The organism is Nocardia jiangxiensis NBRC 101359, from assembly GCF_000308615.1.
Taxonomy (GTDB): Bacteria; Actinomycetota; Actinomycetes; order Mycobacteriales; family Mycobacteriaceae; genus Nocardia; species Nocardia jiangxiensis.
In genome coordinates this window covers 209,817-223,266 of record NZ_BAGB01000041.1, presented here as the reverse complement: position 1 = coordinate 223,266, position 13,450 = coordinate 209,817, and the positions used below count along the sequence as shown (strand labels likewise).

The 13,450-nt window shown below is 68.6% G+C and carries 6 protein-coding genes; 1 reads left to right on the top strand and 5 read right to left on the bottom strand.

The features are described from left to right. Window positions 1-107 precede the first annotated feature (107 nt). From ON40_RS54595 to ON40_RS15105, 5 genes are all read right to left on the bottom strand, one after another. Window positions 108-1,298, bottom strand: coding sequence for a L,D-transpeptidase (locus ON40_RS54595; protein ID WP_040824104.1), 1,191 nt, complete (start codon window positions 1,296-1,298; stop codon window positions 108-110). Between the two features lie 775 nt (window positions 1,299-2,073). Further along, window positions 2,074-2,301 (bottom strand): ferredoxin, encoded by a 228-nt coding sequence (locus tag ON40_RS15120; protein ID WP_040822984.1) that lies wholly within the window; start codon window positions 2,299-2,301, stop codon window positions 2,074-2,076. Window positions 2,302-2,311: 10 nt separating this feature from the next. Further along, on the bottom strand, window positions 2,312-3,520 hold the full coding sequence (locus ON40_RS15115) for a cytochrome P450 (RefSeq protein ID WP_040822981.1): 1,209 nt from the start codon (window positions 3,518-3,520) through the stop codon (window positions 2,312-2,314). Between the two features lie 106 nt (window positions 3,521-3,626). Continuing rightward, the gene (locus tag ON40_RS15110; protein WP_040822980.1) at window positions 3,627-4,223 is read right to left on the bottom strand and encodes a TetR/AcrR family transcriptional regulator; all 597 of its coding nucleotides are present in this window, start codon (window positions 4,221-4,223) and stop codon (window positions 3,627-3,629) included. A gap of 81 nt (window positions 4,224-4,304) precedes the next feature. Further along, window positions 4,305-6,485: an MMPL family transporter gene (locus tag ON40_RS15105; protein WP_245567813.1), complete on the bottom strand. Its 2,181-nt coding sequence runs from the start codon at window positions 6,483-6,485 to the stop codon at window positions 4,305-4,307. A 450-nt stretch (window positions 6,486-6,935) separates the two neighbouring features. Here ON40_RS15105 and ON40_RS15100 point away from each other — a divergent pair, with 450 nt between their 5' ends. Further along, window positions 6,936-13,388, top strand: coding sequence for a type I polyketide synthase (locus ON40_RS15100; protein ID WP_051193133.1), 6,453 nt, complete (start codon window positions 6,936-6,938; stop codon window positions 13,386-13,388). Window positions 13,389-13,450: the final 62 nt, after the last annotated feature.

Sequence of the window (13,450 nt, the reverse complement as noted above, 5' to 3'; positions counted from 1 at the left end):
CATGAATTCTCTTATCATGTCCGCGAATTGGGGTCCAATCAGGACATACCGAACAGACCCCGCCGACGCGGCCGCTGCCTGCGGTCGCGTCGGCGGGGTCGGCCCTGCTAACTGTTGGCGTTACCGGCCTGCCAGGTCTGCCACGGGACCTCCCAGTCGCCGTAGGTGTCCCACACCGGCAGGGTGGCACCACCCGAATGAGTGATCTCCACGACATCGCCGATGCCGAAGCGGTCGTAGAACCACTGGGCGTTGTCGGGCGAGAGGTTCACACAGCCGTGCGAGACGTTGCTGCTGCCCTGCTGCCCGACCGACCACGGCGCGGAGTGCACGAACTCACCGTCGTTGGATATGCGCTCGTCCAGCGCCACGGTCTCCTTGTAATACCCGGGCTGTCCGGCGCAGGTGCCGTAGGTGCACGAGTCCATCACGATCGAGGGCTGCTTGTCGGAGATGACGTGCGGGCCCTCGTGCGAGGGGAAGCCGGGCGAGCCCAGGCTCATCGGCATCTGGTTGACCTGCTTGCCGTTCTGGAAGATGGTGAGCTGGTCGGTGCTGCCATCGGCCTTGGCGACCCAGGAGTCGTGCACGGTGTAGTCCGCGCTGTTGTTCTCCGCGCCCAGTACGCCGTTGCCGAGGTCCAGGCCCACCACATCGGCCTCGATGTGGATCTTGGTGCCCGGCAGCCAGTAGTTCGGGCCGCGGTAGTGCACGTCCTTGTCGTCGACCCAGTACCACGCGCCGGGCTGCGCCGGGGTGACGCTGATGTGCAGATGCTTCTGCACCTCGGCCTTGTTGGTCACCGGCTTGGTGAACTGGAACACCATCGGCTGCCCGACGCCGATTCCGGTGTCGGCGACCACGTCGGGCGCGGGCACGACGTTCGCGTAGGCCGTGCTGACGTTGTCGGTGGAGATCGTGTTGACGGTGAAGTTCTGCTTGGTGTGCGCACCAGCGGAGTTCACCGCGTCGGCGGTGATGGCGTAGGCGCTCGAGAAGGCCAGCGAATCGGTGTTGGTCCAGGTCAGCCCGTCGGGGGACAGGGTGCCGGCGAGCGGTTTGCCGTCCGGGGTGGTGGCGGTGACCGAGGTCAGGCGCCCACCGGACGCCGAGACGGTGATCGGGACGCTCGGATTGATCGGATTCGCGGTGTCCGGAACGCTGATCGCCGCGGCCGGGATCGCGGGCGTGGTCTTCTCGCTGCCGCTGCCACCGCTTCCGCCGTGGTCGGTGGCGGACCGGCCGAGGAACACCGCGCCGACGGCGATCACGACGATCGCCACGGCCGCGCCGATCAGGAGCCACGTCGCGCGTCCGGGGCCGGGTACCGAGGTGCCGGGCGCCGCCGCGCCGACCTTGGTGGGCGGCGGGATGGGCGTGGACGACGGCAGGACCGTGGTCGGCGCATCGGTGGCGGGGCCGGGTGTGGCGGCCGGGATCGCGGTCGTGGCGGCCTCGGCGGTGTTCGGGATCGCGGCTGTGGCGGCCTGCGAACCGTCGGAGATGGCGGCTGTGGGGGCCTGCGAGTCGGCGTCGGCAGCGGGGCGACCCGTGCCGGTATCGGACGTTTTGTCCGTATCGTCTTGTGTGGCAGCGTCTTCGGTCGCAGCGCCGGATGCGGCGGAAGTGTTCTCGGATGCGTCGGATGCGGCCGGTGGTGTTCCGGGGCGGCTGTCCTTACCGGTGGGCGGGGTGGCGTCGGTGGGTTCGCCGGGGGTGGATTCGGTCACGGTGTTCTGTTCGTCCTCACCGATCCCCGTGTTAGCGGCGACCGGTATGTCGCTGGTGTTCGGTTCCTGGGCGGGGTGCGACCCGCCGGTGTGGTCGGGATCGCCGGTCTGGCTCATCGTGCCCCCGCCCGGGCCAGTATTCCACGTCCACCTCCGCGCCCCTGCGCCCGCACGTCCCCGGTCGGCGGGTACGGGGCACGATCGTTACGACATTCCTCCATGATTCGATCTTGCCGCACGATCGCGAAAAGCACGCTCCCTCACAGGATTCGCACAGCGGGGCGAGACTTCGCCGGTGTGCGCCGGGTCACCCGAGCGCTCGGGCGGGCGACCCGGCGGCGGCTCACTGTTCGGGTGCGAGGATCTCCCCGGAATCGGCCGCGCGCACCAGAATCGCCTCGACCGGACAGGATTCCGCGGCGTCGATGATGCTCTCGTCCGGATCGGTCAATTCGGCCACCGGACTGGAATATCCGTCCACGAGGGTGAAATGCGCCGCGGCCGTACCGGTGCACATGCCCGACCCGATGCAGGTCTCGCGTTCGACGGAGATCCGCCACTGCTCACTCATCGGCGCGCTCCTACCAGATCACCGGCAGTGCGACGGGTCCGCGCACCAGCAGACCGGTCTTCCACGGGACTTCCTCGGCCGGGACGGCCAGCCGCAGCCGCGGGAACCGGTTCAGCAGCGAGCCGAGCGCGACCTGCAATTCGACCCGCGCCAGCTGGGCGCCGAGGCAGTGGTGCACGCCGTGGCCGAAGGCGATGTGCGGATTGTGCTGACGGGTCAGATCGAGTTCGGCCGGGTCGTGGAAGACCGACTCGTCGCGATTGGCGGACTGGGTGTTGACGAAGACTGCCTCACCGGCACGCACGGTGGTGCCGCCCACCTCGACGTCCTCGGTGGCCACCCGGGCGAACGCGCCGCCGGAACCGAGCTGCACATAACGCAGCAGTTCCTCGACCGCGTCGGGCACCAGATCCGGATCCGCGCGCAGCGCGTCCCACTGGCCGGGCGTGGACAGCAGCAGATAGGCGAAGTTGGCGATCTGGTTGGCGGTGGTCTCGTGACCGGCGATCAGCAGGGTGATGCCGAGTTGGACCAGCTCCGCCTCGGTGAGCCGGTCGTCGTTGTCGCGGGCGGCGACCAGCGCGCCCAGCAGATCGTCGCCGGTGTCCGGTGCGGCGCGGCGCGCGGCGACCACCTCGGCCAGGTATCCCTCGAGTTCGGCGCGGGCCGCGGTGATCTGGTCGGCGGTGTAGGCGGTGGTGGACAGGATGGCGTCGGAGAAGTCGCGGAACCGGTGCTGATCTTCCGGCGGCACGCCGAGCATCTCGCAGATGACCGTAACCGGAAGCGGCAGAGCGAGATTCGCCACCAGATCCGCGGGTGCACCGAGCCGTTCGATCTCGTCCAGGCGCTGATCGACGATCTGCTGGGCGCGCGGGCGCAGCAGATCCACCCGGCGGCTGGTGAACGCCTTGGCGACGAGTTTGCGCAGGCGGCTGTGCTGGGGCGGGTCCATGCTCAACAGCGAATTGCCGCGGGTCGGTTGGGGAACCGCGCGCGGGACGTCCTCGCGGTCCACGGTCACCGCGCGGCTGAACCGCGGGTCGGCCAGCACGAATTTGACGTCCTCGTATCGGGTGACCAGCCAGCCGTCGCCGCCGTACGGCAGGTGGACACGGCTGATCGGCTCGTCACGGCGCAACTGCTCGAAGAGTGGATGGATCTCGAGTCGGACCGGATCACCGAAGGGGTAGTCGCGAACCGGCGAGTCGACGCTCATGTGAACTCCCTTCCCCCACGCCGCTCACGGCGTGCAAGCGATGTAAGCGGTTGCTTACAAAAGCATCGTAGGGTGGTCCCCGGAGCACGTCAACGGATGAATGTCGTTAGCGCGGTGGGAAATTCACATCCATGCGCTCGAGCAGCACCCGCGCGGCCCGCAGCACATGACCGGCAACCGCGTCCGGATCGGCCCCGGCCAGCGGATCACGCTGGTGCACCGACCGCATCAACCCGATGCCCAGCAACCATGCCAGCAGCAGATCCGCGCGCAGGTCCGCATCGGGTTCGTCGGTGAGAGTGGACAACGCGCGCACGTACTCCTGGCCCAGCTGCGCACGGATCGCCGCGGTACCCTCGTCGTGCCCGCTCGAACGCAGCGCGGCTTCCAGCCAATACCCTTGTGTGGCAGTGTCGTCCGGTTGCAGCATGCGCTCGAGCATGCGGCCCAGCAGCGCGTCGTCGGGTCCTTCGGCGAGCACCCGGCGGCCGCGATCGGTGATCGAGGCGCGGAACAGTTCCTCCTTGGTGCCGAAGTAGCGGAACAGCAGCGCCTGGTTCACCCCGGCGCGCGCGGCGATATCGCGCACCGTGGCACGCTCGAATCCGCGCTCGGCGAACAACTCCTGCGCGGCGCTCAGCAGTGCCGCGCGCGTCGCGGCCGAATCGCGCCGGCGTCCGGCCGGTGCGCTCTCCTCGGACATCCCATCCTCCCGGTGATCGTCCCAGCAGAGTACGGGCATCGCGCGCCCTGCTGGTGATCTCCGGGGGCGGGTCGCGACCGATCAGGGCGCGGCGGAGTGCACGACCTCGGGGGCGGTCTCGGTGTCCGGTTCGGCCGGTGCGGGTTCGGCGGCGGATCGGCGGTGCTGGCGGGCCCGCAGACGCGGGGACCACCAGGAGATCTCGCCGAACAGCCGCATCGTCGCCGGGACCAGCAACATGCGCAGGATGGTCGCGTCGATGAACAGTGCCGCCACCATGCCGTACGCGATGTACTGCATCATGACCAGGTCCGAGAGTGCGAACGCGCCGGTGACCACCAGCAGGATCAGCGCCGCGGCGGTGATGATCCGGCCGGTGTGCGCGATGCCCGAGCGGACCGCGTCGGTGGTGGACGCACCCGCCCGGCGCGCCTCGACGATGCGGGCGAGCAGGAATATCTCGTAATCGGTGGACAGCCCGTAGATCACCGAGACGATCAGCACCAGGACCAGCGCCATGATCGGCTGCGGCGTGAAATTCATTGCGCGCGAGCCGTGTCCGTCGGCGAAGATCCAGGTCAGGATGCCGAGGGTGGATCCGAGGCCGAGCAGATTGAGCGCCCCGGCCTGCAACGGCAGCACGATCGAGCCGAAGGCGGCGAACATCAGCGCGGTCGTCAGGAGGAAGACCAGGGCGATCATCCAGGGGAGTCGATGCAGTAGCGCGTCGACGCTGTCGCGTTGTTCGGCGGGTGTGCCGCCCACCAGAATCGTTGTGCCCCTGGGCAACGGCATCGAGCGCAGGTAGTCGATGGCCGGGTCCGGGTTGTGCCAATCCACCAGGACGGTGTCGGTGGTGAAGACGCTCGGATTCGACGGGCCCTGCACCGGATTCGGGAACGACGCGGCCAGACCCGGTGCACGATTGGCGGTTTCGAGTACGCCCGGGACGGCCGAGGTGTCGTTGGTGATCAGGATCAGCGAGATCGGCCCGGTCTGCCGCAGCGGGAATATCCGGTCGAAATGCTGCTGGGCCAGGCGGGTCTGGTTGTCCGGCGGCAGGAATCGTTCGGTGATGCCGCCGAACGCGATGTCGCGTACCGGGGCGATCAGCAGCACCAGGATGGCGACGATCGGAATCCCCACCGCCAGCGGCCGTTTCATCACCCAGCCGGCCAGTCGTCCCCAGCGGTTGTCCGGATCCTCTGCGGTGCCGCGGGTGCGCTGGAACCGGCGGAACCCGAACCGATCGATGCGGCGTCCCAATACCGCGAGCATCGCGGGCAGCAGGGTGACCGCGGTGAGCGCGGCCAGTGCGACGGTGATCATCGCGCCGTAGGCGAACGAGCGCAGGAACCCTTGCGGGAACAGCAGAATCGCCGCCGACGCGGCCACCACGATCATCGCCGAGGACACCACCGTGCGCCCGGCGCTGGCCACCGTGCGCCTGACCGCCGCCGCAACCTCGTGGCCGTCGGCGAGTTCCTCGCGGAACCGGCTCACGACGAACAGTCCGTAATCGATCGCCAACCCCAGCCCGATCATCGAAACCACCGGGGAGACGAAGGAATTCACGTCCGTGACGGTGGTGATCGCCCGGATCACCCCCCATGCCCCGAGCACCGTGAGCCCGCCCGCGATCAGCGGCAGGGCGGCTGCGACGATGCCGCCGAAGACGAAGACCAGCAGCACCGCGACCGCGGGGATGGCGAACAGTTCCATCCGCATCTGATCGTGCGCCATGGTGTCGTTCAGCGCTCCGGCGACCGGTTGCCCGCCCGCGATCTCCATATCGATGCCCGGAATGGTGAACGCCCCCGCGACGCGCCGATAATTGCGCATCACCTCGGTGTTGTCGCTGCCACGGATCGCGATGGAGGCGAAGGCATTCCGGCGATCTGCGGAGCCGAAGACATCCGGCAGCGACAGCCCGGTCGCGGTGCGCCAGTAGGTTCCGTTGACCTTGGCGATCTGCTCCGGAAAGCGTTGCGGCAGAGTGTTCAGGCTGTTCACCACGATTCGTGAGAACGCCGGATCGTCGATCGTGCGTCCGGGCGGCGCGTGGTAGAGCACGAGCACATCGGCAACGTGGTTGCGCCCGAACGTCTCATTCTTGATGCGAGCCTCGCGGATCGACTGCGAACCGGGATCGTCCCAGCCGTCGGCGCTGAGCCGATCGTGCAGATCCATTCCGTAGACGCCCAGTGCCATCAGTCCGGCCAGCAGTACCACGATCACCGTGAACCGCCGCCGAACGATCATGTCCGCCCAGTGTGTGAAATCGGCGAACAATGGCCGCCTCCCTGCCGCGTCGAATATCGGAATATGCTTGGCGACCGGTATGCACGCCGAACGCCGATGGGATCCTATCCACGCACGTGTGAATTCATCGGCGATAGGTCGGGTATTCTGAGACGACACAATGACACGCGGTCGATATTGTGAACGATACCGAGTCTCGTATTGTGGCCCGCTCCAGTCGCGCGATACGCCTTTGGTTGGATCGCCATGCCGGTCACCAGCGAGTCCTGGGCGATGTCACAGTCGCGGGCAGGGCGCGTCCGAGGACGGCACAAAATGTGCGCACGGGACTGTTCGTCTCGTTATGCGTCGATACACTGAGCCGGGCCTGTCAACTGTGCGGGGTGCTGAATTACACGGATCGCCGAATTGGACGGCGATGACATATCCCGAGCTCGGGAGGAAAACTGCGTGTCTGATATTGCAATTGTCGGTATCGGTTGTCGATTCGCGGGCGGCATCGACTCGCCCGACACGTTCTGGGATTTCGTGGTCGACAAACGGGACGGAGTGGTGGAGATTCCGGCCGACCGCTGGGATTACCGACGATACTACGATCCCGAACCGCGCACGCCGGGTCGCGCCTACACCAAACGCGGCGCGTTCATGACGATCGATCCCTGGGAATTCGATCCGGATTTCTTCGGCATCTCCCCGCGTGAGGCTACGGTGCTCGACCCGCAGCAGCGGTTGCTGCTCGAGGTGACCTGGGAGGCCCTGGACGACGCGGGCGTGGCCGGGCGCGCGACCGGTGCGCCGGTCGGGGTGTACGTCGGTGGATTCGTGGTGGACCAGTCGGTCATCGGCGTGGTCGGCCCGGCGCTGTTCCACACCGATATGCACACCCCGGCCAGCGCCTCCTACACGATGCTGTCCAACCGAATCGCCTACGCGCTCAACCTGACCGGGCCCGCGCTGACGGTCGACACCGCGTGTTCCTCCTCCCTGGTGGCCTTCCATCTGGCCTGCCAGGCGCTGGACAACGGCGACTGCGAGGTCGCGCTGGCCGGTGGCGTCAACGTCATGCTGCAGCCCGAGACGTTCGTGCTGATGTGCAAGGGCGGCTTCCTGGCCACCGACGGCCGCTGCAAATCCTTCGATGCCTCCGCCGACGGGTACGGCCGCGGCGAGGGCGCCGGCATGGTGGTGCTCAAACGGCTCGAGGACGCGGTCCGCGACGGCGACCGGATCTATTCGGTGGTCAAGGCCACCGGTGCGAACCAGGACGGGCGCACCACCGCGATCACCGTGCCCAGCGCCGAATCCCAGGAGTCCCTGGCGCGTCAGGTGTGCACGCGTGCGGGCCTGAAGCCGGACGAGATCACTTACGTCGAGGCGCACGGCACCGGAACCCTGGTCGGCGATCCGGTCGAATTACGGGCGCTGGGAAGGGTTTTCGGCGCACCGGCCGGACGCACCGGCACGCTCGGCGTGGGATCGGTGAAATCGACGATCGGGCATACCGAGGCCGCGGCCGGTGTGGCGAGTGTGATCAAGGCGGCGCTGGCGATCGCGCACCGCACGATTCCGCCGCAGGGCTGGCTGGACAAGCCCAATCCGGACATCCCGTTCGAGGAGTTGGGCCTGAGCGTCCAGCTCGAGCCGCAGCCGCTCGCACCCGGCGGTGCGCCGATGACCATCGCGGTCAACGGATTCGGCTACGGCGGCACCAACGCGCACGCGATCCTGCAGGAATACCGCGGGCCGGTCGCGAGCACGGCCCGCGAGCGCGAGCACTTCGGCATTCTGCCCATCTCCGCGCGCGGCACCGCCGCGGCCCGCGCGCAGGCGGGCCGATTCGCGGATCTGCTTGCCGCGGGCGCGGATCCGGCTCATCTGGCCGAGGCGGCCTGGACCCGGCTGGCCCATCACCCGTATCGCACCGGCGTGCTGGTCGACGGCGACACCACCGAGCTGATCTCCCAGCTGCGCCAGTTCGCCGGGGGAGAGGGCCGCGACGCGGCCCGCACGATCCTGTCGCGGGTGGCCGAACCGGTCTTCGTGTTCTCCGGCATGGGCCCGCAGCATTGGCGGATGGGCCGCGAACTGCTCGCCGCCGGTGGAGTTTTCGCCGAGACAGCGCAGCGGATCGACGAGGAGTTCCGGGCGTTGTCCGGCTGGTCGATCGTCGAGGAGTTGCAGCGGCCCGAAGAGGAGTCGCGGCTCACCCGGACGGAGGTGGCGCAGCCCGCGAACTTCCTGATCCAGGTGGCGCTGGTGCGGGAGCTCGCGGAATACGGCATCACGCCCGCCGCGGTGGTGGGCCACAGCGTCGGCGAGGTGTCCGCGGCGTACCTCACCGGGATGCTGACCCTGCCCGAGGCCGTCCGGGTGGCGTATCACCGCGCCCGGTTGCAGGCGACCACCGCGGGAACCGGCGGCATGCTCGCGGTCGGGCTGAACCCCGAGCAGGCTCGCGAACTGGTCGGCGACGACGCGCGAGTGGACATCGCGGCGATCAACAGCGCGAGTTCGCTGACTCTGTCCGGCGATGTGGATCGGCTCGACGAGATCGCCGAGAAGCTCACCGAGGACGGTGTTTTCGCGCGTCGCCTGCGGGTGGAGGTGCCGTACCACAGCCAGCTGATGGATCCGATCCTGGACGAGTTGCGCACCGAACTGGCCGATCTGAAACCACGGTCGCCGATCGTGCCGCTGTACTCCACCGTTACCGGCGCGCGGGTCACCGAGGGTGACTGGGATGCGGAGTACTGGTGCGCCAACGTGCGCCGACCGGTGCTGTTCCGGGATGCGATCGCGGCGCTGATCGCCGCGGACAGCCGGGTGTTCCTCGAGGTCGGCCCGCATCCGGTGCTCTCGGGCAACATTCGCGAGACGCTGCTGGGCGCGGACGTCAACGGCACCACCGTGCCGACACTCGATCGCACCCAACCGGATTCGGAGAGTATCCGGCGCACCCTGATCGGCCTGTACGCCGCCGGAGTGCTCGCGGTGGACACGTTGTTCCCGTCGGACCGACCGGCCACACCCCATCTGCGGTTGCCGCGCTACCCCTGGCAGCGCACCCGATTGCATTCGGCGCTACCGCTTTTCGAACAGGCGCGCCTGGGCACCCGCGACGGGTACGCGATGCTGGGCGACCCGGATCTGGAGGGCCGCCCGGATTGGTTGTTGCAGGTCGGCGGCGAACTGCTGCCGTGGCTGGCCGATCACGTCGTCAACGGGGTGAAGATCATGCCCGGCGCGGCCTACCTGGACGCCGCGCTCAGTGCCGCGGCCAGCAGGCTGGGCGTCAAACGCGTTGGCCTGGAACAGGTCCGGTTCGTCGCACCGCTGATCATGGGCGCACCGGACGTTCCGCTGGTGGCGTTGAGCGTGGAGGAGACCAGCGGCCGGTTCCTGATCCGCTCGCGCGGCGCGACCGGACAGGCGTGGACCGTGCACGCGCACGGCCGCCTGCTGACCGGCAGCCACGAACAGACCTTCACCCGCGTGCCCGGCATCGAGGTCGGGGTCGACATCGATCCGGAGATGTTCTACTCCGCCCTGGATGCCGCGGGTCTGCAGTACGGCCCGGCCTTCCGGCGCGTGGTCGACGTGCGGGTCGGCGAGGACGTCGTGGTGGCGACCGTGGACGGCTCGATCGCCGAGGGCTCGGGGCATCTGGCTCATCCCGCGGTGGTGGACGCGGGCATGCAGAGCGCGGCGCTGCTGTTCGCCGACGAGCGGATCAACGAGGGCACGATGGTCCCGGTCGGGGTGAACGCGGTGCGGTCGCTCGCGCCGCTGCCCGAGCGGATCACCGTGGTGGCCCGCCGCGACCCGAAGGCGCGGCTGCGCGCCGACGTGGATCTGCTGGACGCCGACCAGAATCTGGTGATGCGCCTGACCGGTCTGCAGATCGGCGCACTGCGTCCCGGGGACGACCCGCTGCACCGGATGGTCGATTTCTACTATGCCGACACCATGGAACAGCGTGATCCGATCGATCCGGCCGCACTGGCCGACGCCGGATCGGCCACCACCCTGATCATCGCGCTCGGAAAGAGTGCCCGGGCAACCGAACTGGCCGAGGCGATCCCGGGATCGCGGCTGTACCAGGTGGATTCGCCCGGCTCCGAACTGGAGCCGGAACTCACCGAACTCCTGCAGGCCGGTCGGGACGAGGGCACCCGGCGGCTGCACGTGGTCCTGGTCGCCGGACCCGACCAGCAGGACGATCTCGCACAGCTGTGGACCCTCAAGCGAATCGCCGTGGCCGTACACGAATTCGCGAATCCGGAGTCCGCGGACGGCACACCACAATCGGTCTTCGGCGACGGCGCCTGCCACGTCACCCTGGTGACCGAACGGGCCTTCGCCCTGCCGCACACCCCGGCTACACCGGACTCCGCGCAGGCCGCGCTCGCCGGTGCGCGACGGGTGCTGCTGAACGAGCAGACCGCGCTGCGCTGGCGGCTGATCGACACCGAACCCGGCGGCCCGATCGCCGATCTGGTCGCGGAACTGGCTGTGCCCGGGGCGTTCTCGCTGGACAACACCGACGAGGTGCTGTTGCGCGAGGGGGTGCGCTGGGCTCCGGTGGTGACCAAACCGCTGCCCGAGCGACTCGAGCAGCTGGACACCGATCGCGCGCTGACCGATCCGGAGGCCAACTTCACCCTGGAGCTGCCGCGCACCCGGGTGCTGTCCGCACTGGCCTGGCGCGAATGTCCGCGCCCGGCGCCGGGTCCGGATCAGGCCGAGGTCCGCATGCAGGTGATCGGCCTGAACTACAAGGATCCGCTGAAGGTCATCGGACTGCTCGGCGAACGCGAGCTCGCGCCGACCTACTTCGGCACCGTGCCGGGGATGGAGGGCGTCGGGGAGATCACCCGGCTCGGCGAGGGCGTCACCGATCTGGCCGTCGGTGATCTGGTCGCGATCGCGGCCAAGGGCATGATGCGCCGCTTCGCCCTCGCGGACCGGTCGCTGACCATCCCGTTGCCAGCGGACACCGATCCCGGATATTGCACCAGCACAATCGCTTTCGGCACCGCCGAATACGCGTTGCACGATCTCGCGCGGCTCGAGCCGGGGGAGACGGTGCTGATCCACGGTGCGGCCGGCGGCGTCGGCACTGCTGCCATCCAGGTCGCCAAGGCGCGCGGGGCCCGCATCATCGGCACCGCAAGTACCGACGAGCGGCGCGCGCACATCCTGACCCTGGGCGCGGACTACGCGGTGAATTCGCGCTCGCTGAACTTCGTCGACGACGTGCTCGCCATCACCGGCGGCGCCGGTGCGGACGTGGTACTCAGCAGCGCTCCCGGGGAGATCCTGCGGCAGAACTTCAACGCCGTGGCCGAATTCGGGCGGATCGTGGAGGTCGGCAAGGCCGACATCTACACCGGCGGACTGCTCGAGATGAGCAACTTCGACAAGAACGTCGCCTACTTCTCGATGGATCTGGACCGGCTGGTCGCGGTGCGCCCCGAACGCCTGACCGCCCTGCTGCAACGGGTCTACCAGCGGGTGTTGGAAGGGGTGTACCAGCCGCTGGAATACACCATGTTCGACACCCGCGATGTGGCCAAGGCATTCGAGGAGACCATCCGCTCGACCCGCACCACCCGGATCGCCCTGCGCATCGACGATCCGGAACCGCCGGTCCGGTCGTATCTTCCCGAACTCGACATCGACAGTGACGCAACCTATCTGGTCACCGGAGGCTTCGGCGGCTTCGGCATGGCCATCGGCCGCTGGCTGGTCATGCGGGGTGCCCGGCGGCTGGTGTTGGCCGGACGCCGTGGTGCGAGCACCGAGGACGCCCGTGCGCAGCTCGAGGCTTGGCGCACCATCGGGGTCGAGGTGCTGGAGGAGAGGCTCGACGTCACCGACGGTGAGGCCGTCGCGGCGATGGTGACCCGCGCGCATACCGCCGAACATCCGCTGTGCGGGGTGTTCCACGCGGCGGGCGCGGTGGCCGACAACCGCATCGCGCTGATGGAACACGATCAGCTCGACCGGGTGTACCGGCCCAAGGTGCACGGTGCCCGGGTGTTGCACCAGGCGATCGCGGACGCCGACATCACGCTGGACATGTTCGTGCTGTGCTCCTCCGGCGGTTCGATGTACGGGATCTACGGTCAGTACAACTACTGCGCGGCCAATGTCGCGGTGGAATCGCTGGCCGAGCAGTGGTCCCGCGCCGGCGAGCGGGCGCTGTGCGTCGGCTGGGGCCACCTGTCCGGCGCGACCGGCGGTATGGCCGCCGACGAGACCGCGGTGAAATATCTCGATCTGGTCGGCTTCGGCGCGATCGATATGGCCGACGCCACCGCCTATCTGGAGCAGACCCTGCGCCTGGGCGCGACCCGGGCGGCCATCATCCCGACCGACTGGGCCAAGCTCACCGGCACATTCCCGCAGCTGGCCCGGACCGGGCGCACCACCGCGCTGGCGCAGGCCTCGGCCGAGGACACCTCGGAGCTGGCCCAGCTGCGCGATGAGCTGGCGGAGATGGAGGAGGTCAAGCGCGGCCCGTTCATCGCCCGCAAGATGGCCGAGGAACTCGCGGTGGTGATGGGCGTTCCGGTGGAGTCGATCGATATGACCGTCCCGGTGCCGGAACTGGGCCTGGATTCGCTGATGGCGGTGGAACTGGGCGCGCGGGTGACCAAGACGCTCGGCATCGATCTGATGTCCCTGCAGATGGGCCGCTCGTTCAGCCTGGAACAGGCCGGACCCAAGGTGGCCGAGCTGATTCTGGCCTCGGCGACCTCGACATCGGAAACCGAAGCGCCGCAACCCGTTCCGGTCGGCGCGGCCGCCGAGCAGGTCGCGGTGGCCAACGGCGCCGCGAACGGCGCCGCAGCCGTGGATTCGCCGCTGGTCCTGGCGAATTCCGAGGCCGGGGCGTAACCGCTGCGGCGAGTGGATCAACCCAACGAGACCGCGTGCCGCGCACGGCCCGACCGAGCATC

What these genes read in the sequence shown, in the direction of transcription:
- ON40_RS15120 (WP_040822984.1), bottom strand. Translation starts at nt 2,301, where the DNA reads ATGAGTGAGCAGTGGCGGATCTCCGTCGAACGCGAGACCTGCATCGGG.
- ON40_RS15105 (WP_245567813.1), bottom strand. Translation starts at nt 6,485, where the DNA reads ATGATCGTTCGGCGGCGGTTCACGGTGATCGTGGTACTGCTGGCCGGA.
- ON40_RS15110 (WP_040822980.1), bottom strand. Translation starts at nt 4,223, where the DNA reads ATGTCCGAGGAGAGCGCACCGGCCGGACGCCGGCGCGATTCGGCCGCG.
- ON40_RS15115 (WP_040822981.1), bottom strand. Translation starts at nt 3,520, where the DNA reads ATGAGCGTCGACTCGCCGGTTCGCGACTACCCCTTCGGTGATCCGGTC.